This window comes from Methylobacterium sp. WL64 (genome assembly GCF_008039945.1).
In the GTDB taxonomy this organism is placed as follows: domain Bacteria; phylum Pseudomonadota; class Alphaproteobacteria; order Rhizobiales; family Beijerinckiaceae; genus Methylobacterium.
In genome coordinates this window covers 26,822-48,867 of sequence record NZ_VRVA01000035.1, presented here as the reverse complement: position 1 = coordinate 48,867, position 22,046 = coordinate 26,822, and the positions used below count along the sequence as shown (strand labels likewise).

Sequence of the window (22,046 nt, the reverse complement as noted above, 5' to 3'; positions counted from 1 at the left end):
CCCCGGTGCCGCGCCCGGCCACCCCGTTCACCCTCCGGCCGAAGGTCCGCAACCGCACCCAGCCCCGCGCCCTGCTGATCGGCTCCTCCACCGGCGGACCGCGGGCGGTGGGCGAGATGCTGGAGGGGATCGGCGCCGCCGCCCTGCGGCGCGTGCCGGTGCTGATCGTGCAGCACATGCCCCCGATCTTCACGGCCGTCTTCGCCGAGCACCTCTCCACCCGCACGGGGCTGCGCGCGGCCGAGGGCAAGGCCGACGAGCGCTTGGAGGCGGGCCGGATCTACGTGGCACCGGGCGGGCGCCACATGGGGCTCGTGGCGGGACCCGGCGGTCCCACGATCCGGCTCACCGACGGGCCGCCGGTGAATTTCTGCCGTCCGGCGGTGGACGTGCTGTTCAAGGATGCGGCCGTGGTGTTCGGCGCCGCTACCGCGACGGTGATCCTCACCGGGATGGGCTCGGACGGTACCAACGGCGCGCGCGCGCTCACCGAGGCGGGCGGCCCGGTCCTGGCCCAGGACGAGGCGACCAGCACCGTCTGGGGCATGCCCGGCAGCGTCGCCCGGGCCGGCCTCGCCGAGGCCGTGCTGCCGCTCCCCGAACTCGCGACGGCGCTGCGCGCCCTGATCACGGGGCAGCTGTCATGACCGAACTCGAGTTCGAATACCTGCGCAGCTTCCTCAAACAGCGCTCCGGCCTCGCGCTGACCGCGGAGAAGCGCTACCTGGTCGAGAGCCGCCTGACCCCGGTCTGCCGGCGCTTCGGGCTCGCGACCCTCGGCGATCTCATCGGCGCGCTGAAGCTCGGGCAGGATGGGGCGACCGAGCGCGCCGTTGTCGAGGCGATGACCACGAACGAGACCTTCTTCTTCCGCGACCGCATCCCGTTCGACCTGTTCCGCGACACGATCCTGCCCGAGGCCCTGGCACGCAACGCCAGCCGGCGCCGGCTGCGGATCTGGTGCGCCGCGGCCTCGACCGGCCAGGAGCCCTATTCCCTGGCCATGCTGCTGCAGGAGGCAGCGCCCCGGCTCGCCGGATGGCAGGTGGAGATCGTCGCCACCGACCTGTCCACCGAGGTGATCGAGAAGGCCAAGCTCGGCCTCTACAGCCACTTCGAGGTTCAGCGTGGCCTGCCGGTGCAGTGGCTGATCAAGTACTTCACCCAGATCGGCGAGCAGTGGCAGATCGCCCAGAGCCTGCGCTCCATGGTGGATTACCGCCAGCTCAACCTGCTGCACAGCTTCGCGTCGCTCGGCCAGTTCGACGTGATCTACTGCCGCAACGTGCTGATCTACTTCGATGCACCGACCAAGTCGGATGTCCTGGCCCGGCTCGCGGCCCAGCTTGCACCGGGGGGCGCCCTGTTGCTCGGGGCGGCCGAGACCGTGATCGGCCTGACCGACCGGCTCAGTCCCAACCCGAAGCAGCGCGGCCTCTACGGCCATTCCGAACCGGTGGGCCGCACCCCCGAGATGGTACCGCCCCTGCGCGTGGCCGCCGGCGTCTGACGGCCCGGCGGCCAGTCCGGGCCCCGTTCTGCGCGTCGGGATCGTCGCGGCCGGCCCCGGTGCCATGCCCGGTGCCGGCGTCCTGACGGGCGCCCCACCGCCGGGTGCATCGCCCGCCTGCGCCCGGACGGGGTCGACCCCGGCGTAGCGAGGCGGCATCAAGGGCCTGCGCAGCAGCCCGGGATCGGCGGACGGCCCGGCGGCCAGGAGACACGGCATGGCGGCAGGAATGGCGGCAGGACACGGGGCGGGATTGCCCAAGGTCGCGTTCATCGGCACGGGCGGGACGATCTCGTCGCTGGGACGCGACGCCCTCGACATCCTCGACTACACCGCCACCGACCGGCGCCTGGAAGCCGGCGCGATCCTGGATGCGGTCCCGGAACTGGCCACGGTCGCCACGGTGGTCCCGGTGCCGTTCCGGGCGGTTCCGAGCCCGGCGATCGGGTTCGCCGAGTGGCGCGACCTCGTCCTGCTGTGCGAGCGGACCGCCGGGGAGCATCCGGACCTCGCAGGCATCGTCATCGGGCACGGCACCGCCACACTGGAGGAGACCGCCTACGCGCTGAGCCTCACGCTCACGATCGACCTGCCGGTGGTGCTGGTCGGCTCGCAGCGGCCGATGAGCGCGCTGTCCACCGATGCCAAGCTCAACCTCGTGGCGGCGGTCCGCACCGCCGCCAGCCCCGCCTCCCGGGGGCGCGGCGTACTGGTGGTGCTGAACGACGAGATCCAGGCGGCTCGCGAGGTCACCAAGACCTCGGTGGCTCGGCTGCAGACCTTCCGCACCCCGGATTTCGGCGTGCTCGGCCAGGTCGACGGCGATCATGTCCGCTACTACCGCCGCTCCGAGCGGGCGCACGCGCCGGGCACGCCCTTCGACATCCGGGCGCTGGCCGCGCTGCCGCGGGTCGACGTGTGCTACGGCTACGCCGACGCCGACGGCACCGCGGTGCGGGCGTTCCGGCAAGCAGGGGCGCGCGGCCTGGTCGCGGCCGGGCTCGCCCCGGGGATGATGCCGCCGGCCGAGGCCGACGCCCTGGAGCAGGCCGCCGCGGCGGGCATCCCGGTGGTGATGTCCACCCGGGCCGGCAGCGGGGTGGTGCCACTGACCACGCGGCTGCGCACCCGCGGCATCCTCAGCGCCGACAACCTGACGCCGCAGAAGGCCCGGATCCTGCTCGCCCTGGCGCTGACCGCGACATCCGAGCCCGACGCGGTCGCGCGCCTCTTCGCGACCTATTGAGAACCGATGCCCCTGATCGATCCCGCCCGGACGCGCCTCCTGGTCATCGACATCCAGGTCCGGCTGATGCCGGCCATCGCGGACGGCGCCGGGGTGATCGCCAACACGGGCCGCCTCCTGGCTGCGGCCGGGATGCTCGACGTGCCGTCCCTGTTCACCGAACAGAATGCCGGCGGCCTCGGGCCGACCGTGCCGGATTTCGCCCCGGAACCCGGGGCGGCCTTCGCCAAGATGAGCTTCGGCGCCGCGCAGGCGCCGGGCTTCCTTGACCGGATCGGGGACCGCGACCTCGTCGTGACCGGCTGCGAGGCGCATATCTGCGTGCTGCAGACGGTCCTCGGCCTCCTGGAGGCCGGCCGGCGCGTCTGCGTGGTCGCCGACGCGGTCGGCTCGCGCCGGCCCGAGAACCGTGCGGCCGGCCTCGCCCGGATGGCGGCCCACGGAGCCGAGATCGTCACCACCGAGATGGTGGTGTTCGAATGGCTCGGCACCGCCCGGCACCCGCGCTTCCGCGAGGCCGTCAAGCTGATCAAGTGAGCGGGCTCAGCCGCCGTCCAGAGCCGCACGGGTGCGGGCGTCGGTACCGATATCGTCCAGGCCCTCGAGGCCCAGCACTTCGATCAGCCGCATGCGGGCGCGGCTGACCCGGCTCTTGATCGTCCCGACGGCGACGCCGCAGATCGCGGCCGCCTCCTCGTAGGTGAAGCTCTGGGCGCCCACCAGGACCAGGGCCTCGCGCTGGGCGTAGGGCAGGCGGTTCAGGGCGCTCTGGAACTGGGCCATCTCCACCCGGATCTCCTGCTCGGGCAGGGAGGTCAGCTTCCCCGCCAGCACGCCGTCGGCATCCTCGACCTCGCGCTTGCGCTTGCGCTGCTCCGAGTAGAACAGGTTGCGCAGGATCGTGAACAGCCAGGCCGTGAGGTTGGTCCCCCGCCGGAAGCTTCCGGCATTGACCCAGGCGCGCACCAGCGTGTCCTGCACGAGGTCGTCGGACCGGTCGATGTCGTAGGTCAGCGAGAACGCGAAGGCCCGCAGGGCCGGGATCGCCCCCAGCAGGAGGCCGCGCATCTCGGGATCGACCCCCTGGGATGGCGGCCCGGAATTGCTGCCGGCGGGAGCGGCTTGGGTCATCATCATCATTGCAGGGCCTCCGTGTCGGAGCATGCGGCGAGGTCGTCGATCAGCGTCCGGAGCCGCTCCGGGATCGGCAGGGCCAGGACGTCGGCGTAGTACAGGCGCAGGCCACGTCCGATCCGGTCGCGATCCGCCTCGCTCATCGGCCGTCGTCCGGGCATGGGGCGTGCGGCCGCGCCGTCGGGCAGGGGCGCAGCATCGTTCGCGGGCGTCAGCCCGGCGCCCTCCGCCTCCCCGGCGAGGCGCGTCACCACCCGCTCGTCCTTGCCCTGGATCATGATCACGCCCCGATCCTCGGCGATGCGGCCCCGGGGGGGGCGGCACCCCCGCCGCCCCGGTCTGTCGACCGGATCCGGCGAAGACGCGCTCCATCGCCTTCCGACGGCGCTGGTAGGCGCGGCGGATTTAATCGGTTCTGAACTTCGTATTCATCAAATCTTAATGTCGGAATTTATGAGCTAGACGGTGATTGATTAGCAAATATTCCAGTTACAATTCAGAAATACTATTTATAGCTTGGCCATAAGCCAAGGTCGTCCACTGAGGCTGAACGGCGGCTGAGCATCCTGGCGACGTTCAGGACCTCGTGGGCGAAAGCGTCGAGGGTGCGCGACCGCGCTGACGTTCGGTGTGCGCAAGCCAGGCGCGTCCCGCAGGATGCGACAACCTGAAGATGCGGGGTCTGTAGCCAGGGCCGGGCAGCTGTGCTGAATAGGTCCGACGAACGGCCGCAGGACGCCTCGGTGCCGGCAGCAAGCGGGCAGCACGGTCGCAGTTTGCTATCGCCTCTCCATCCCGTCGCTGCGGTGAGGCCGCAGCTCACGCCAGACGACCTGGCGCGGAGGCTTGCCGGCCTGGGGCAGGGCGAGCGTCTGGTCGTCCTGGGCGTCGACAGCGCCGCCATGGGGACGCTGATCTCAGATGGCACAGACCGCAGCGCGCTGCTGGTCGCAAGCGGAGGCCGACGCACGGCCGCGGCGCTCATCGACCGGCTTCTCGACGATCTCGCCGAGCTGGCGCTGGAGAGCTGGCCGCATTGGTACGGCCGTGATGCGTCGCCCACCCCGGTCGTCGCCGATCCGTGGCTGAAGGCGGCCGCCAAGCGCGCCAGGCTCGGCCTGACGCCGCGCTTCCGCAAGATGGGGCGCGACCTCGAACTCCGCCGCCTGTCCCGGTTGATCGACCCCGCCGGCGTCATTTTGGTCTGGGAGGTCGATCCGGTGGCGGCGACGCGGGCGCGTCCGGCCATTGAGGCGCTGGATTGGTGCGTTCGGCACGGGGCCACGGTGGTGCCGGTGCCCGCCGCGGAGCCATCCGACGCCGCGCCCTACGACCGGATCCTCTACGGCGCCCATCAGCTCGCACGGAGGGAACGTGCGGCGGCCGAGCGCTTCATCGCGCCGGCCGGAGCACACCACGCGAGCGCCATCGAGCGGCACGTCGCGGAGGCACTGGCGCAGGACGCAGACCTCAGGGGCCTGTTCGTCTGCAATGCCCCTGTGCCCGTGGGGGCCTGGGGCGCACGACCCCGCGTCGACCTGCTCTGCCGCAAGCACCGCATCGTCGTCGAACTCGACGGCCCCGAGCACCGGGTCGAGCCCAAGTTCGGCAACGATCGTCACCGGGACTACGAGCTCCTCACGGCGGGCTACCTCGTGCTGCGCTTGACCAACGATCAGGTCGCGACCGACCTTCCCCTCGCGATCGAGAAGATTCGAGCCGTCGTCCGCCTGCGACGCGGTGCGCAGGAAGGGCGAACCGATGCGTGAGATGCCGACGCCGAAGCAGGCGCTGATCCTGTGGTGCCTCCTCGGCCGCTGTGGAAGCGCGCTGCAGAGCACACTCGCGCCGCGCATCGACAAAGCGGACCGGGAGGCCCTGATCGCGGGGCGCTACCTCGAGGCAGAGCGGCAGGGGCGCTCCCTGCGCCTGACCGTCACGGACAAGGGCTGGAACTGGGCGGGCGAGCACATGCGCGAGCCCCTGCCGCCAACCTTCCGGGTGCTGCAGGACTGGCTGGAGCGCATTCATGTCGATCTCGCCAGAACGGGTCGGCCCCTCGCCGACCTCGTCGGGAGCGCCCCCGACGAGCCGGCACCGGCGGCGCCTGCCCCACGTGCGAGTAGATCGACGGCCGAGGGGCCGCAGAAACGCGGACCTAAGAAGCTCGGACCCAAGCAGCTCGGACCCAAGCAGCTCCGGGCGCGCATCGACGCCGCCTACCTCGCGCTGACGGGCGGGGCGCGGGCCAAGGCCGTGCGCCTGAGTGCCCTGCGCGCCCATCTCGAGGACCTCGACCGCGCGACCGTCGATGCGGGCCTCGCGGCCATCCTGCGCAACGATCGCACGGCGCGGCTGAGCCAGTTCAGCGACCCCAAATCGCTGGATGCCGCCGAGCGCGAGGCGGCGTTCAGCCCGGCCGGCGAGCCGTTCCACATCCTCTGGATTCAATCATGATCGATGCCCTCGACGCCCTGCGCGCGATCGATTTCGACTGGGTGCGGACGCTCGACAGCATCTGGATCGATACGGCGCCGACCGGCGGCCCGAACGAGCGGCTCGTCCCGGAGATCGTCGCCGACCTGCACGGCAAGGCGCGCCAGCCGGCCGACCGGGCGCTGGGCCGGGTGCTCGTCGGCCAATCCGGAATCGGCAAGACCCACCTCATCGGGCAGGTCCGGCGCGAGGCCTGGCGCACGGGCGCGTGGTTCGTGCCCCTCGACGTCCTCGGGCTGACGGATTTCTGGCGCAGCGCGGCCCTGAGCTTCGTGACCGCCCTGCTGCAGACGATGCCGGACGGGCGGCGGCAGTCGGATGCCGTGCTCGCCGGCGTGGCACGCCGCTTCCGTGTCGAAGCGCAGGTCGAGGCCGCATTCAACACGCCGAACATGGATGCCCGCCGGATCGTCGACGTGCTGGTCCGGGCGCTGATGAGCGTCGATCCCGGTCGGGCGCTCAAGCACCTCGATGTCTTCCGCGCCTTGTGTCTCCTGCGGTCGCAGGATCTCGCCGTCGTCGGCCTCGCGCATGCCTGGCTGCAGGGCTACGATGCCGACCCGGCGGAGCGGGCGGCCCTGGGCTTCAAGACGCCGCCGCCGGCTCCCGTCGAGCTCGTGCGCGGCATGTGCTGGATCATGGCGCTGAGTGGGCCGACGCTCATCGCCGTCGACCAGATCGACGGGGTGATCGAGACCGGCCGTCTCGCGGCCGAGGATGGGATCGACGCGGAGGCGGGCTTGGCCGAGGTGCTCGCCGCGGGGCTCCTGGAGGTCCACATCGTCTGCGACCGCAGCATGACGGTGATGACCTGCCTCCAGGAATCCTGGGAGCGGCTGGAGGTACGCGGCCTGAAGCCCATGCGGGAGCGTTTCGCGGAGGCGACGGGGCTCGTGGGCATGAACGAGCGGGCTGCCGCCGCCGCTCTCGTGGCCGGTCGTCTCGAGCCGGCCTACGCGGAGGCCGGCTACGTGCCCCCGTTCCCGACCTGGCCGTTCAGCGAGCGCGCCCTCGCCGCCGCGGCGGCGGCCGGCATGATGCTCCGCACGCTGCTGATGCGCTGCGACGCCTTCCGACGCCGCTGCCTCGCGGAGGGCGCCGTCTCGGTCTGCGACAGTCTTGGAACGGCCGGTCCACCTCCGGAAGCCCCATCCGAGGAGGCCGGATTCGATCTCGCCGCCGCGTGCCGGGAGGCCGACATTGCGGGCATCCGCAGCGATGAGGATACCTGGCTCGGCCAGCTGCTGCGCGACACCTTCGACCTCTACGCCCTGGAAGACGATCCGGACGACACCCTCGACGTCGCCAGCAAAGGCGAGCCCGACCAGCGGATCCCGCCCCTGCACGGACGGCTGATCTACATCCACCGGGATGAGAACGACCGGGAGCGGCACGTCTGTTATCGGGCCCTCCAGCACCAGAACGCGATCGCGTTCCAGGCCCGTCTGCGGGCGGCGCTCACGGCCTCCGGCATCTCGGCGCGAATCCCCGACCGGGAATTGCTGCTGATCCGCCGCGGGCCCATGCCCGGCGGGGCCAAGACGAAGCAGCTCGTCGACGCGTTCACGGCAGCCGGGGGCATGTCGATCGACCCCTCGGACGCGGATCTGCGCGTCTTCGTCGCCCTGCGCGACCTCCACGCGCGGGCGCTGGAGGCGGGCGCGTCCGATCGGTTCGAGCGCTGGATCCGCGCCGAGCAGCCGCTCGTGAACACCGCGTTCTTCCGGGATGCGGGCCTCGCCCATGCGGCGAAGGCCGCTTCAGCTCCGGGACAAGCTCAAGCCGCCGGCGAGGGCGCCGCTGTCGCGAACGCACCCGCTGCGCCCCCGGCGGCTCACGCCCCGGCGGGACGGGGAGTTCGGCCGGATCGGCCCAATCCCGGACCGTCGGCGCCGGGTGCCGAAGCGGATGCGATACCGGTCGGGCACCGGCTCACGCCCGATGCGCCCGGCGTGAGCCTGCCGCTGCGCCTTCTGCCCCGGCATACCGCGATCATCGCGGGCTCCGGCTCCGGCAAGACCGTGCTCCTGCGCCGCCTCGTGGAGGAGGCCGCGCTCGCGGGGCTTCCGGCCATCGTCATCGACCCCAACAACGATCTCTCGCGCCTTGGCGATCGCTGGCCCGAGCGGCCGCATGGGTTCTCGCCGGACGACGATCGCAAGGCGGCGCTCTACGCCGAGCGGGTCGAGGTGGTGGTGTGGACGCCGGGCGTGCATGCCGGCAACCCGCTGTTCCTCTCCGTCCTGCCCGACTTCGCGGACCTGGGCGAGGATCGGGATGAGCGCCAACAGGCGATCGAGATGGCGGCCGAGACTCTGGGGCCACTGGCCGGGGCCAAGACCAATCTCCAGCGCGGCGTGCTGGCGGATTCGCTGCGCCGCTTCGCGGAGCGCGGCGGCGGCAACCTCGCGGCCTTCATGGCCCTGCTCGCGGATTTACCCGACGGCATCAGCCAGATCGGCAACGCCGCCAAGCTCGGGCTCGGCATGGCGGACCAGCTCCACGCCGCCGTGGCGACGAACCCGCTCCTGAAGGTGGAGGGCACGGTGCTCGACCCGCGGCACCTGTTCTTCGGGCGCGACCCGGCGCGCACCCGCATCTCGGTGATCAACCTGTCGGGTCTCGCATCGGACGCGGCCCGCGAGGATTTCGTGAACCGGCTCCAGATGACGCTGTTCGGCTGGATCAAGAAGAACCCGTCCCCGCGCGGCATGCTCTACGTCGTCGACGAGGCGCAGACGTTCCTGCCGGCCCAGAGGGCGTCGCCGAGTCTCGGAAGCGGCATCAAGCTCGTGGCCCAGGGCCGCAAGTATGGGCTCGGGATGATCGTGGCGACGCAGGTGCCGCGCGGCATCCACAACCAAGTCGTCTCAAACTGCACCACGCAGTTCTTCGGGCGACAGAGCGCGCCCGCGACGATCGCGGCCGCCCAGGAGATCCTGGCGGCGAACGGAGGCGCGGCCGCCGACATCGGCAAGCTGGGGGCCGGGGAGTTCTACTTCGCCACCGAGGGCTCTGGACGGCCGGCCAAGCTGCGCACACCCCTCTGCCTGTCCTACCATCCGGCCAACCCGCCGACGCCGGAGGAGGTCATCCGTCAGGCCAAGCGCTCGATCGAGGCGGGCACCCGGGCGCGCGCCTCCTGACGCCACAGGTCCCGAGCCGGCGTAGCTGCGACCGGGCTCGCCGAGAGGAAGGTTCACGATGACGGCGAGGTCCGATCTGCCGGGAGGTGCGTCCTGCGACCTGCGCCTGCTGCACGCCACGACGATCGCAGGCGGCCAGGTCACCATCGATATCCGAGGTGAGCGTGTGGCCGCGCTCCACGCCCCAGACCGACCCCTGCCGCCCGCAGGCCGGGAGATCGATCTTGGCGGCGCTCTGGTGCTGCCCGGCTTGTCGGACAGCCATGTGCATCTCGACAAGTGCATGCTCGGCCTGGACTGGCGGCCGCACCGGGCCCAGGGATCCGTCCGCGCGATCATCGAGGACGAGAAGGCCGTCCGCCGGGCCCGCCGGATCCCGCTGGCGAGTCAGGGCGCCGAGGCGCTCCTCGAACGCATGCTCCGCGGCGGCACCACCAGCTTGCGGACCCATGTCGACATCGACGACGTGACCCGGCTGGACCACCTCGCGCAGATCCTCGACCTGCGCGCGCGCTGGTCCGATCGCATGCAGATCCAGATCGTCGCGTTTCCGCAGAGCGGGATCCTCCGCTGCGCCCCGGTCGCCGGCTACCTGGACGAAGCCCTGCGGATGGGGGCCGACCTCGTCGGCGGCCTCGATCCCGTCGGCATCGACGGGGACCGGGACGGGCCGCTCGACACCGTCTTCGGACTGGCCGAGCGTCACGGCCGCGGCATCGACATCCATCTCCACGACGGCGGCGAGGCCGGCCTCGACGAGATCGACGCGATCGTCGCGCGCACGAAGGCCTCCGGGCTCGGCGGCCAGGTCACCATCAGCCACGCCTTCGCCCTGGCGGATGCCGACGACCTGCGGCTCGGCAGGATCGCGGAGGCGCTGCGCGAAGCCGGCATCACCCTGGTGAGCAGCGTGCCCGGCACACGCAGGTGCCCGCCGATCCCGCGCCTGCGGGACCTCGGCGTCGCGGTCTGCTTCGGCACCGACAACGTACGCGACTGCTGGAACCCGTCCACGGTCACCGGCATGATCGACCGCGTCCTGCTCGCCGCGTACCGGTTCGATCTCAGGAGCGACGCGGACCTCACGGCTCTGCTCGATCCGGTCACCGCCGTGCCGGCGCGGGTGGCCGGGCTTGGCCCGGGGACGGTGGCCTCCGGCGTGCGGGCCGACCTCGTCGCGTTCGACGCCGCCTGCGCGCCGCAGATCATCGTCGAGCGCCAGGAGCCGGTTCTGGTTTTGGCGAAGGGGGTGGTCGCCATCGACCGCCGTGGCCCGGTCGCCGGAACGACGCCGTTGCCGGCTTGACGGCGGGGGCGCCGCAGGCACGGTGTCGCCCATCAAGACCGCCGAGCCCTTCGCTACGTCCTCGCCGCCGTGCGCGCGGGTTCGGTCCGGTCCGCCGCCGAGATCCTGAACGCCGCCGCCTCGGCGGCGAGCCGGCAGGGCGACGGAGGAGACGGACCGCAGGCTTCCTCTCCGCGGCTCCGACGTCCTAACCTCCTTGAGTCCTAACCTCCTTGCGTCCTAACCTCCTTGTAGGGCTGGATCCTCCCGCACCCGCATGCCGCCGTCGATGCGCTCGACCGTAACGCCCTCCGCCGACGAAGGAGTTCGGACCATGCCGACGCAAACCATCCTGGCCGCCACGACCGCCCTGGCCCTCGGGCAGGGCACGGCGCAACCGATTCCCTCAGTCTCGGCCACGACGACCTACCATCGGGTCGAGATCGACGGCGTCGGCATCGTCTACCGTGAGGCCGGGCCACGCGACGCGCCCACGGTCCTGTTGCTGCACGGCTATCCGTCGTCGTCCCGGCAGTGGGACCCGCTGCTGCCGCTCCTCGCCGACCGCTACCATCTGATCGCCCCGGACTACCCGGGCTTCGGACAGAGCGACGCGCCGTCGCCGGCCCGGTACACCTACACCTTCGACACTCTCGCCAAGACCATGGAAGGCTTGGTCGCCCGGCTCGGCATAGAGCGGTACACGCTGTTCCTGCAGGATTACGGCGGGCCGGTCGGCTTCCGCATGGCGCTGGCTCATCCCGAACGGGTCGACGCGCTCATCGTTCAGAACGCCAACGCCTATGCGGAGGGCCTCGGTGCCAAGTGGCAGGGCATCGCCCGGTACTGGGCTGATCCCGCCGCTCATCCCGAGCAGATCGACGCGTTCACGTCGCTCGAAGGGGCCAAGCAGCGCCACCTCGGCACCAGTCCCAACCCCGAGCGCTACAACCCGGACACCTGGGCCGACGAGTACGCCATCCTGGCGAGGCCGGGCGAGCGGGAGATCCAGGCGGCGCTGCTCGCCGACTACCGCACGAACGTCGCGTCCTACCCGGCCTGGCAGGCCTGGATGCGGGAGCATCGGCTGCCGATGCTCGTGCTGTGGGGCCGCTACGACCCATCCTTCATCGTGCCGGGCGCCGAGGCCTACCTGCGCGACGTGCCGAAGGCGGAACTGCACATCCTCGATGCCGGGCACTTCGCGCTGGACGAGGCGACGGACGAGATCGCCCGGCTCACCCGCGACTTCCTCGGCCGCGTCGAGACAACGCCTCTCCCGTCGTCGGCCCCACGTTGAGAGGAGGGCTCACGTCGAGAGGAGGGCCCACGCTGGACGTGGGCCATCTTCGGGCGCCCCGAAGCGATGCCCGCGTCGGCAAGGCCACCGAGCTATCGACGATCAGCGTCTGACAAAGGCGAGAGTGTCGGCATTGATGATATCCGCATGCACCGTCAGCATGCCGTGCGGGTATCCGGGATATGTCTTCAGTGTTCCGTTCTTCAGGAGCGTGATCGACTTCAGCGCCGCGTCGGCGATCGGCACGATCTGGTCGTCCTCGCCATGGAGCACCAAGGTCGGTACGGTGATCGCCCTGAGATCTTCGGTCTGATCGGTCTCCGAGAAGGCTTTGATACCCTCATAATGGGCTTTGGCGCTGCCCATCATCCCCTGCCGCCACCAGTTCTGGATGACACCCGGAAGGGTTTTCGCACCGTCGCGGTTGAAACCGTAGAACGGACCGGCCGGGACATCGAGGAAGAACTGGGCGCGGTTTTCGGCGAGCGCCTTGCGGAATCCGTCGAACACGTCGCGGGGCAACCCCTCCGGATTGGCCTCGGTCCTGAGCATCAGTGGTGGGACGGCGCTCACCAGGACCGCCTTGGCGACCCGCTCCTGCGGCTGGCCGAACCTGGCGACATAGCGGGCGACCTCGCCGCCGCCCGTGGAATGGCCGATATGGATGGCGTTCCGGAGATCGAGATGCTCCACCACGGCGGCGGCATCGGCCGCGTAGTGGTCCATGTCATGGCCGTCCGAGACTTGCGCCGAGCGGCCGTGACCGCGGCGGTCATGGGCCACGACGCGATAGCCGTTCCCCACGAAGAACAGCATCTGCGCGTCCCAATCGTCCGACGAGAGCGGCCAGCCGTGATGGAACAAGATCGGCTGGGCATCCTTCGGACCCCAATCTTTGTAGGCGATTTCGGTGCCGTCCCGGGTCGTAACCGTGGCCATGGTGTTCCCCGTACCTGATCCAATTCCGTTCCGGCCGTTCCGCCGGACGGCCGAGCACGGTTCCTAGGGCACCGCGCCCACGCCCGCTTGTACGAAAGCATCGCGCTTGTGCCGTCACGGCGCCGAACAGACCCGCGTCCCGACGGGCCGCGCGGGTTCGTGCCGAGCGTTGTCCCGGACGGCAGCGATGCCGAGCCGATCGGCCTCGGGCAAGCCCGGCGGCGCGCCCTAACGTGACAGCGGGCGGGACCCGAGCACGGTGGTCAGGCAGCGCTCGAACTGGTCCGCCTCGAAAGGCTTGGCGTAATACGCGAAGGCTCCGAGCGCGAGCGCCCGCTCGCGGGTCGCCTCGCTCGGATAGGCCGTCATCACCATGACGGGAAGATGCGGCCGCTGGCCCGCCAGGATCCGGAGGAGATCGAGGCCGCTCAAGCCCGGCATCTGCACATCCGTCACCACGAACGCGATGTTGGCCTCGTCGAGGGTGGCGAGCAGTGGCTCCACGCCGTCGAACACGAGGGCCTCGTATCCCAGCGCGCGCGTCAGACGATCGAGGGCGGAGCGGATCGAGGGATCGTCGTCCACGATGGCGACGACGGGACTGCGCACGGAACGTTCAGCCATGGGCGAGCGGCAGCATGAAGTGGAAGGCGGCGCCCCCCGTCGGGGCGGCATCGACCCAGATGTCGCCCCCATGCGCGTCGATCAGGTTCCGGCAGATGGCCAGACCCATCCCCATGCCACCAACCTTGGTGGAGTGGAACGGTTCGAAGATCCGCGCACGCCGTTCGGGCTCGATGCCGGGACCCGTATCGACCACCTCGACCACCACGGAGGCGGCAACCCGGCGGATCGCGATGGTGATGTCCTTCCGGCCCGGGGCGTCCGCCATGGCCTGGGCCGCGTTGACCAGCAGGTTGACGAAGATCTGCTGGATCTGGATCAGATCCGCCGGGACGGGCGGGATCGCCTCCTCGGCGGCGAGATGGATCGTGGCGCCGTGGCTGCGGATCTCGCGCTCGACCAGGAGGTTCGCGTCCCGCGCGGCCTGGACCAGGTCGATCGGGGCGACGATCCGCGGCGCGTTGCTGAGATACGAGCGCGTCCGCGCCACGACATCGCGGGCGCGCGTCGCTTCGGCCACCACGTCGTCGAGGGCGAGGGAGGCCTCGACCACGTCGGGCTCGGAGCGGCGCAGCCAGCGCAGGGCCGCCTGGGCGTTGGCGACGATGGCTGCCAGGGGCGAGTTGACCTCGTGGGCGATGGAGGCGCTGAGCGCCCCGACCGTGGTGATCCGCGAGGTCCTGGCGAGTTCCGTGTCGGCCGCCGCGAGATGGGCCTGGGCGCGCTTGAACGCCGTGACGTCCAGCGACGTGACGATCACGTCGGCGAACGCCGCGCGCTCCTGCGGCAGCGTCGCCGTGAACAGCACGTCGCGTTCGCGCCCATCGGCGCCCAGGATGTGGGCTTCCGAGCGGAAAAAGCGGTCGCCCCGGCCGAATGCGACGAGCCACTGCACGAAGGTCTGGTCGGTGTCGGGCAGCAGGCGATCCAGGGAGCCGAGATAGGCGTCCTTGGCGGCCGCGCCGGTCTCCTCGAGGGTGAAGGCGTTCACATCCGTGATGATGACCTTCGCCCGCAGGGCACGGAGCTCATCGGGGTGACTGGCGAAATGGCACTCGATGTCGACGATTCCGTCCCGGCGCAGGGCCGCAACGGCGTCGGCCACGGCAGTCCAATCCTCGCGCCAGATCGAGATGCCCGAGCGCTCGTAGATGGCCTCGAAGGCACGGTCGGCGCTCCGCCGGCCTCGCCGCAGCGCCATGAGATGGGCCGCGGTGGCGGCCGCGGCGAGAAGCGCCAGGATCCCGCACAGGATCGGCAGGACGCCGCTCGACGACGCGCCCGTCGAGCCCGCCAGGAAGGCCAGGGCGATCGGGATGCCAACCGACAGCCCCGCCGCGGCGAGGTCTCCCGCGCCGATGTGCGCGGGGCGGGATGGCTGTGCCCGCATCCAGGCCGGCAGGTCGTCATTGCCCGTGACCTGGTGGTGGGACGTCTGCGCCAGGCTCGGCCAGCGCGAGAAGACCTGCCGCATGCCACTCATCCAACCGGGTCCACCAGCTTAGGGAGATTGCACCAGCCCGTCTCCGATACGCCTGTATAATGGCGCAATTCGACCGTGGATTGCATGTTGCCGCTATCGACTTGTATCGGCACGGCATCATCAAGTTTCCGAACGCAGGTTTGCTCGCTTCGTCCCACGCGCGGGGTTGGACGGGCGTCGCGGCCGAGTTCCGCTCCCATCCGTCCGGAGACCTTCCGGCGATCGTGCCGACCCAGATGGAGATCACTCTGGCGACGCGGCGCAGTCCCGGTGCCCGGGTGAGCCGGAAGGGCGCGGGCGTGCGCCAGCAGACGCCCGTCGAGGCGGGGACGATCTGGCTGTGCCCGGTGGGTGTCGGTGAAGACGACATCAACATCTCGGCGCCACTCACCGAGATCCTGCACATCTACCTGCCGGTCGATCGCTTCAAAGCCCTGGCCGACCTGTACGGCGATGCCCGCATCCGGGCCGATACGGTGCGCTACCTCGCGGACGTCCAGGATCCGCTGATCCGCCAGATCGCCCTGTCGATCCTCGGCGAACTCGTGGCGGAGAGTTCGGCGGGCCGGATGATGGTGGAGACCGCCGCGCTGACCCTCACCGCGCGGATCGCCCAGGCCTACGGGCACGATCGCCCGGACGCGGCCGCCGCAACCTCGGAGGAGGGCGCCTGTCCCGACCGGATTCAGCGCGCGATCGCCTTCATTCGCGACAATCTCGAGCGCGATCTCTCGATCAACGAGCTCGCCGCCGTCGCGTGCCTGAGCCCGTTTCACTTCGCCCGGATGTTCAAGCGCGTGACGGGACAGACGCCCTACGGCTACGTCAGCGGGGAGCGATTGGCGTGTGCCTGCCGGCTCCTGGCCGACCGCAAGACCCCGATCCTCGACGTCGCGCTGCGCTCCGGGTTCTCGAGCCAGGCCGCCTTCGGAACGGCGTTCAAGCGCGTCAAAGGTCACACGCCGTCCGAATATCGGAGGCTCTTCAGCTAGGTGTCGGATTTCGAAGAGCAAGATCGAAGAAAAGTCCCGCAATCTCGATGAGTACTTTACAGCCTAAATAAAGATATTGTTTTTCCTGCAGAAACAGGAGAGACTACGATGCTCGATGCATCTCCCTCGCGCCCTGATCGATCGGAGACGCGCCTCGGCTCGTCCGCACTGCGCGCCTGGGAGCGGGCAATCACGCCGTCCCATTGTCCACCTCGGCGGCCCCGGGACTGGCCCGCGACGTGGTCGGACGGGGCCGACATCCTGGCCCACAGAGTGGAGGCATCGGATGTCCCCTCTTCCATCGCGCGTTGCGACGCCCTGCTCGTGCAGGTCTTGCCGACGGATCGGCCGGCCGCGGAGCGTGACCGGCCACAACCCGGGGACGTTCTACTCGTGGATCTGCGGCAACCCCACGCGATCGCTGTCCTGCCAGGAGCCGTTCATATCGCCCTCCACAGCACGCTGCTCGGGGAGATTGCCGCATGCTTTCGCTCCAGCCGGGCCAACCCCCTCGACGCGCTGACGGAGGCCTGCGGCCGGCGCCTGACCGATGCCACGATCCGCGATCTGGCACTGCGCGCCTGCGCGACGGTCGATCGAACGGATCGCGGGGCGACGGTGTTCCGCAACCAACTCGGCCGGGCGCTGGCGGCGCACCTGCTTTCAACCTACGCGGCCTTCGTAGACGCGGCGGAGCCGGCACGCGGCGGTCTCGCGCCCTGGCAACTCAAACGCGCTCAGGATCGGATGCGCGATGCGCTCGCCCGATCGCTCAGCCTGCCGTCGGTCGCGGCGGCTTGCGGCCTGTCACCCAGCCATTTCGCCCGCGCCTTCCGCTGCTCCACGGGAGTCTCGCCCCATGCCTGGCTCGTGCGGCAGCGCCTCGCCCGCGCCAAGGACCTGATGCGCGCGCAAGACCTGCCGTTGGCCGACATCGCCCTGGCCTGCGGCTTCGCCGATCAGAGCCACTTCACCCGCGTCTTCGCCCGTGAGGAGGCCATGAGCCCGGGCCGCTGGCGCCGGTCGATCGAACGGGACTCGGCCGCGTGCTGAGCCGCCCCGGTCCGCCCGGCCTCCGGGACGCCGCCGTCAGGTCGCGTGCTCGGCCGACGGGAGCACCGTGGCGACTCCCCCGAGGAGCGTCTGGATCTTGGCCTGGATGATGTCCTTAATGTTCCCGTCCGGCGGAAGGCGATAGATGAATTCCCGCACGCCGAGGTAGAATATCGAGGAATGGATGGACCAGACGATCTCGATCTCGATGTTCGATGCCGGCACATCCCTGATCGACGGCCGATCGAAGTGGGTCCGCAATTCCTCGACCACGCTCTCGAACACGCGGTCGCGCAGGAAATTCAGATAGCGGGCGTTGAAATCCAGGTTCTTCAAGCCCGCGAACATGAAGAGCCGGACCCACTCCGGCGTCAGGATGACGTTGGCGTAACTGATGTAGAACTTCGTCAGCCGCGTCTCCAAGGGGACGCTTCGATCCTTGATCGTCTCCTCCCAGAACGGGTCCCAGCGCCCCACGAAGACGTCCTGGTAGACGCGTTCGATCAGAGCCTCCTTGCTCGGGAAATAGCGGTAGAGCAGCGGCTGCGTGATCCCCAGGATCGTGGCGAGTTCGCGCGTCTGACCTTCGAAGCCGCGCTCGGCGAAGAACGCGACGGCTGCCGCGGCGATGCTCTTCTCACGGTCGATGGGCGAAAGCCGCCTGCGCGACCCGGTTTGGCCCCGCTCGGCAGGGTTCTGGGGGGGGCGGGAGGCGGTGAGCGGACCAGCAGGGCCGGATTTCGGCTTGGGCGAACGGGCCATGAGCCCTCGATACCATAGGGGCCGGAATGATCAAACGATAAACGAGGCGGATCCGTCCTCGCCGCTGTCAGAGCCTCCGCCGCGCACAATCAAAGTCAGCGCACCGCCACATTCTTTATCGAACGATAAACAACGTTGACAGGCAGCCGAGGCTGTCTCATTATTGATCAAGCGATAATCAGCGACCGGGATTGGACGCGCCGCGCCGAGGGCCGGGCGGATCACCCAATCAGGGGAGGGGGCGTTATGGGAACGACCGGGAACGGGCGTCGCGGGAGGCGGCCCAACGCTGTCGTGATCGGCGGCTCCATGGCGGGTCTCTTCTCAGCCCTGCTCCTGCAGCGGGCCGGCTGGGAGGTCGACGTCTTCGAGCGCGCTGGCAGCGAGCTGTCCGGGCGCGGCGCCGGCATCGTCACCCACGCCGAGCTGTTCAGCATCCTCCAGGCCGCCGGGATCGATCGGCAGGCCGCCGAAGTCGGCGTGTCGGTGGTCGGGCGGCGGGTGCTGGCGCGGGACGGCTCGATCGTCGGCGCGCTGGCGCTTCCCCAGGTCTTGACCTCCTGGGGACATCTCTACGGGCTGCTCCGCGATGCGCTCCCCGCCGAGCGCTACCATCACGGCCGCACCCTCGCGCGGATCGAGGAAGGCTTCGGGACCGTCACGGCCCATTTCGAGGACGGCTCCTCGGTCTCGGGGGACCTGCTGATCGGAGCGGACGGGATCTTCTCCGCGGTGCGCGCGCAGTTCTCACCGGAGGTTGTCCCGAGCTACGTCGGCTACATCGCTTGGCGCGGCCTCGTGGATGAGGCCGCGGTGTCGCCGGAGACGCGTGAGGCGCTCCTCGACCACTTCGCCTTCGCGTTGCCGGACGGCGAGCAGATGCTGGGCTATCCGGTGGCGGGCGCCGACAATGCGATGGCGCGCGGCCGCCGCCGCTACAACTTCGTCTGGTATCGCCCGGCCGCGGCGGACACCGTCTTGCGCGACCTGCTGACCGATCGCGACGGCGTCGCCCATCCGCTGTCGATACCGCCGGGCCGGATCCGCCCCGAGATCGTCGCGGCGATGCGCTCGGACGCGCGCCGGCTCCTGGCGCCGCAATTCGCCGAGGTCGTCGAGAAGGCCGAGCAACCGTTCATCCAGGCGATCCAAGACCTCGAAACACCCCGGATGCGGCTCGGCCGGCGGGTCGTCATCCTGGGCGATGCCGCCTTCGTCGCCCGGCCGCATGTGGGCATGGGCGTCACCAAGGCCGCCTCGGATGCGCAGAGCCTTGTTGATGCGTTGGCGGCGCATCCGGATGACCGCGACGCGGCGCTGGCGGCCTTCGAGGCGAGCCGCCTCCGCTACGGCGCCGCCGTGATCCGCCGGGCCCGGGAACTCGGCGCCTACATGCAGGCCCAGATCCTCACCCCGGAGGAGCGCGCCATGGCCGAGCGCCATCGCCGGCCGGAGGCCGTGATGGCCGAGACCGCCGTCGCCACCGGCATCGCGGCTTGATCCGAGGCTTCCGCAGAGGAGGACGCAGTGAACAGCGCACGCATCTCAAGCCACCCCACCTTCCGTCGGCTGTGCTTCGAGCGGAACTGCCTCGGCATCTCCCTGGCGGTGGTGATGGCGACAGCCTACTTCGCCTACATCCTCACGATCGCCTTCCGGCCCGACCTCCTCGGCACACCCATCCGGGACGAGGACGGCACGATCCTGACCTGGGGGCTTGTCGTCGGGGTGGCGCTCCTCGGTCTGGGGTTCGTGCTCACGCTCATCTACGTGCTCGTGGCCAACACGCGCCTCGACGGCCTCAGCCGGCGCCTGCGGGAGGATCTCCGATGACCGGCGCGCGCTTCCTGCCCGCCGCGGCGGCGATCCTTCTCGCCGACGTCGCCCACGCGGACGCCTTGGCGGGGCCAGTGACACGCCAGCCGCTGAATTCGATGGCGATCGCGATGTTCCTCGCCTTCGTCGCGATCAGCCTCGCGATCACCGTCCGGGCTGCGCGCAGCGGGACCAAGACGGCGAGCGACTATTACGCGGCCGGCGGTGGGCTGAGCGGTTTCCAGAACGGGTTGGCCATCGCGGGCGACTACACCTCCGCGGCTACCTTCCTGGGTGTGACGGCGCTGATCTACACGTCGGGCTATGACGGGATGATCTACGCGGTCGGCTTCCTCGTCGGCTTTCCGATGATCCTGTTCCTGATCGCCGAGCCGCTGCGCAATCTCGGTCGCTTCACATTCGCCGACGTGGCGGCCTACAGGCTGTCTGAAGTTCCGGTGCGCCTCGTGGCAGGCGTGAATACCCTCGTCATCGTGCTGTTCTACCTGATCGCCCAGATGGTCGGGGCCGGCAAGCTGATCGAGCTGCTCTTCGGGCTGCCCTACATCGCCGCGGTGGTGCTCGTCGGCGTGCTGATGATGGCCTACGTCGTGTTCGGCGGCATGCGCGCGACGACCTGGGTCCAGATCATCAAGGCGGTCCTGCTGCTTTCGGGATCCGTTCTGATGTCGACGCTGATCCTGGCCCGCTTCGGTTTCAGCCTGGAGGCGCTGTTCGCCCGCGCGGTGGCCCTTCATCCGAAGAAGCTGGCCATCATGGCGCCGGGGGGGCTGGTCCGGGATCCGGTCTCGGCGATGTCGCTGGGGCTCGCGCTGATCTTCGGCACGGCCGGCCTGCCGCATATCCTGATGCGCTTCTTCACCGTGGCCGATGCCCGCCAGGCGCGGTTCTCGATCCTCGTCGCCACGGGGTTCATCACGGTCTTCTACACGCTGCTGTTCATCCTCGGCTTCGGCGCCATCGCGCTGGTGCGGGGCGATCCGGCTTACCTGGACGCGGCCGGCGGCGTCATCGGCGGCACCAACATGGTCGCCCTCCACCTGGCGGACAAGCTCGGCGGCTCCCTGCTGCTCGGGTTCATCTCGGCGGTGGCCTTCGCGACGATCCTGGCCGTGGTCTCGGGGCTGACGATCGCCGGGGCCTCGGCGGCAAGCCACGATCTCTACGCCCGCGCCCTGCGCCGGGGCCGCGCCACCGAGCAACGGGAGGTTCAGGTGTCGAAGGCCGCCGCGGTCGCCATCAGCCTGGTCGCGATGGGGCTCGGCATCCTCTTCGAGAATCAGAACATCGCCTTCTTGGTCGGGCTCGTCTTCGCCATCGCGGCGAGCGCGAACTTCCCCGTGATCCTCCTCTCCGTGGCGTGGCGGGACCTGACCACCCGCGGGGCGGTCACGGGGTCGCTTGCGGGCCTCGTCAGCTCTCTCGTTCTGGTCGCGCTGAGCCCCGGCGTCTGGACCGCGACGCTGAAGCTCGGCGCCGCCCCGTTCCCGTACGACAACCCCGCCCTGTTCTCGGTCCCGCTGGCCTTCCTGACCTCTTGGGCGGTGTCGCGGCTGGACCGGAGCGAGGCCGCCGCATCGGTCCGCGCGGCCTACGCCGCACAGCACGTGACGGCCCATACCGGCTTCGACCGGGCCGCCGCACCGGCCGCCCACTGAACCGACAAGGAGAACGGCCATGACGCAGCAGACGACGTGGAACTGGCCGACGCCCCCGGGCGACTGGCCGCAGGACCTGCGCGCGGATTTCGCCGCCGGTTCGGGGCGCGGACAGGTCGGGAGCCGCCTCGTCTCGGAGACGGACCGCGTCCGGGTGTGGGCGCTCAGCCTGAAGCCGGGCGAGCGGATCGGCTTCCACACCCATGTGCTCGACTACTTCTGGACTGCCGTCACCGGAGGGCGCGCCCGCTCACACTATCCGGACGGCCGGATCAACGAAGTCGCCTACGAGCCGGGTGACACCCAGCACCACACCTTTCCGGCCGGCGCGTTCATGATCCACGATCTCGAGAATATCGGTCCGACCGAACTCACCTTCACGACCGTCGAGTTCCTCGACAGCGCGAACGCGCCGCTTCCCCTGACGGGGCGATGACGTCCGCCCCGGCCGTCCGGCCACGCGGCGGCGACGCCGGACCCGACCGGAGGCCGTCGCCACGCACGAACCTTGCTGTGAACGCCGGCGCGGCACGGCATCATGAGAACCTCCTGGGTCGCTCCCCCCGGATCGGACACGTTTGG

The 22,046-nt window shown here is 70.1% G+C and carries 21 protein-coding genes; 15 read left to right on the top strand and 6 right to left on the bottom strand.

Features of this window, described 5'->3' with window-relative positions:
• The 4 genes from FV242_RS16455 to FV242_RS16440 form a co-directional block, all read left to right on the top strand.
• On the top strand, positions 1–647 hold a 647-nt coding region (locus FV242_RS16455), incomplete at its 5' end, for a CheB methylesterase domain-containing protein (RefSeq protein ID WP_246692736.1).
• A complete protein-coding gene (locus FV242_RS16450) occupies positions 644–1,510 on the top strand; it encodes a protein-glutamate O-methyltransferase CheR (protein ID WP_147939673.1) in 867 nt (288 codons plus the stop codon). The genes FV242_RS16455 and FV242_RS16450, both read left to right, overlap by 4 nt.
• Before the next feature lie 229 nt (positions 1,511–1,739).
• Complete coding sequence (locus FV242_RS16445; RefSeq protein WP_147939678.1) at positions 1,740–2,756, top strand: asparaginase; 1,017 nt, start codon at positions 1,740–1,742, stop codon at positions 2,754–2,756.
• A gap of 6 nt (positions 2,757–2,762) precedes the next feature.
• A complete protein-coding gene (locus tag FV242_RS16440; RefSeq protein ID WP_147909698.1) occupies positions 2,763–3,293 on the top strand; it encodes an isochorismatase family protein in 531 nt (176 codons plus the stop codon).
• 6 nt (positions 3,294–3,299) lie between these two features.
• Here the strand turns inward: FV242_RS16440 and FV242_RS16435 are convergent, their stop codons facing one another.
• Entirely contained in the window at positions 3,300–3,896 is a 597-nt protein-coding gene (locus FV242_RS16435) for a sigma-70 family RNA polymerase sigma factor (RefSeq protein WP_147909697.1), read from the bottom strand.
• Entirely contained in the window at positions 3,893–4,168 is a 276-nt protein-coding gene (locus FV242_RS16430) for a NepR family anti-sigma factor (RefSeq protein ID WP_147939677.1), read from the bottom strand. The genes FV242_RS16435 and FV242_RS16430 overlap by 4 nt, the downstream gene beginning before the upstream one ends.
• Before the next feature lie 528 nt (positions 4,169–4,696).
• On the opposite strand from FV242_RS16430, the gene FV242_RS16425 reads away from it, so the two are divergent.
• From FV242_RS16425 to FV242_RS16405, 5 genes are all read left to right on the top strand, one after another.
• Positions 4,697–5,659: an endonuclease domain-containing protein gene (locus FV242_RS16425; RefSeq protein ID WP_246692735.1), complete on the top strand. Its 963-nt coding sequence runs from the start codon at positions 4,697–4,699 to the stop codon at positions 5,657–5,659.
• Entirely contained in the window at positions 5,652–6,347 is a 696-nt protein-coding gene (locus FV242_RS16420; protein ID WP_147939672.1) for a hypothetical protein, read from the top strand. Before FV242_RS16425 ends, FV242_RS16420 begins: the two co-directional genes overlap by 8 nt.
• Positions 6,344–9,532, top strand: coding sequence for an ATP-binding protein (locus tag FV242_RS16415; protein WP_147939671.1), 3,189 nt, complete (start codon positions 6,344–6,346; stop codon positions 9,530–9,532). The genes FV242_RS16420 and FV242_RS16415 overlap by 4 nt, the downstream gene beginning before the upstream one ends.
• A 58-nt stretch (positions 9,533–9,590) precedes the next feature.
• A complete protein-coding gene (locus tag FV242_RS16410; protein ID WP_147939670.1) occupies positions 9,591–10,838 on the top strand; it encodes an amidohydrolase family protein in 1,248 nt (415 codons plus the stop codon).
• Positions 10,839–11,151: 313 nt separating this feature from the next.
• Positions 11,152–12,117 carry an alpha/beta fold hydrolase gene (locus FV242_RS16405; RefSeq protein ID WP_147939669.1) on the top strand — a complete coding sequence of 322 codons (966 nt, stop codon included), beginning with the start codon at positions 11,152–11,154 and terminating at the stop codon, positions 12,115–12,117.
• Between the two features lie 102 nt (positions 12,118–12,219).
• Here the strand turns inward: FV242_RS16405 and FV242_RS16400 are convergent, their stop codons facing one another.
• The 3 genes from FV242_RS16400 to FV242_RS16390 form a co-directional block, all read right to left on the bottom strand.
• Positions 12,220–13,056, bottom strand: a complete 837-nt coding sequence (locus tag FV242_RS16400) for an alpha/beta fold hydrolase (protein ID WP_147939668.1) — start codon at positions 13,054–13,056, stop codon at positions 12,220–12,222.
• A gap of 228 nt (positions 13,057–13,284) precedes the next feature.
• Positions 13,285–13,665, bottom strand: coding sequence for a response regulator (locus FV242_RS16395; RefSeq protein ID WP_187193514.1), 381 nt, complete (start codon positions 13,663–13,665; stop codon positions 13,285–13,287).
• Between the two features lie 7 nt (positions 13,666–13,672).
• Positions 13,673–15,154: a sensor histidine kinase gene (locus FV242_RS16390; protein ID WP_187278450.1), complete on the bottom strand. Its 1,482-nt coding sequence runs from the start codon at positions 15,152–15,154 to the stop codon at positions 13,673–13,675.
• A 149-nt stretch (positions 15,155–15,303) separates the two neighbouring features.
• On the opposite strand from FV242_RS16390, the gene FV242_RS16385 reads away from it, so the two are divergent.
• Positions 15,304–16,155 carry a helix-turn-helix domain-containing protein gene (locus tag FV242_RS16385; RefSeq protein WP_187278449.1) on the top strand — a complete coding sequence of 284 codons (852 nt, stop codon included), beginning with the start codon at positions 15,304–15,306 and terminating at the stop codon, positions 16,153–16,155.
• A 393-nt stretch (positions 16,156–16,548) separates the two neighbouring features.
• Positions 16,549–17,208 (top strand): AraC family transcriptional regulator, encoded by a 660-nt coding sequence (locus tag FV242_RS16380; RefSeq protein WP_187278448.1) that lies wholly within the window; start codon positions 16,549–16,551, stop codon positions 17,206–17,208.
• A 36-nt stretch (positions 17,209–17,244) separates the two neighbouring features.
• Here FV242_RS16380 and FV242_RS16375 read toward each other — a convergent pair whose 3' ends face one another.
• Complete coding sequence (locus FV242_RS16375; protein WP_147939663.1) at positions 17,245–17,970, bottom strand: TetR/AcrR family transcriptional regulator; 726 nt, start codon at positions 17,968–17,970, stop codon at positions 17,245–17,247.
• Positions 17,971–18,216: 246 nt separating this feature from the next.
• Here FV242_RS16375 and FV242_RS16370 point away from each other — a divergent pair, with 246 nt between their 5' ends.
• Genes FV242_RS16370 through FV242_RS16355 form a run of 4 tightly spaced genes read left to right on the top strand, consistent with a single transcriptional unit; the run spans position 18,217 to position 21,900 of the window.
• A complete protein-coding gene (locus FV242_RS16370; protein ID WP_147939662.1) occupies positions 18,217–19,470 on the top strand; it encodes an FAD binding domain-containing protein in 1,254 nt (417 codons plus the stop codon).
• A 27-nt stretch (positions 19,471–19,497) separates the two neighbouring features.
• The gene (locus FV242_RS16365; RefSeq protein WP_147939661.1) at positions 19,498–19,803 is read left to right on the top strand and encodes a DUF485 domain-containing protein; all 306 of its coding nucleotides are present in this window, start codon (positions 19,498–19,500) and stop codon (positions 19,801–19,803) included.
• A complete protein-coding gene (gene actP / locus FV242_RS16360; protein ID WP_147939660.1) occupies positions 19,800–21,464 on the top strand; it encodes a cation/acetate symporter ActP in 1,665 nt (554 codons plus the stop codon). Before FV242_RS16365 ends, actP begins: the two co-directional genes overlap by 4 nt.
• A gap of 19 nt (positions 21,465–21,483) precedes the next feature.
• Positions 21,484–21,900: a hypothetical protein gene (locus FV242_RS16355; protein ID WP_147939659.1), complete on the top strand. Its 417-nt coding sequence runs from the start codon at positions 21,484–21,486 to the stop codon at positions 21,898–21,900.
• Positions 21,901–22,046 lie beyond the last annotated feature (146 nt).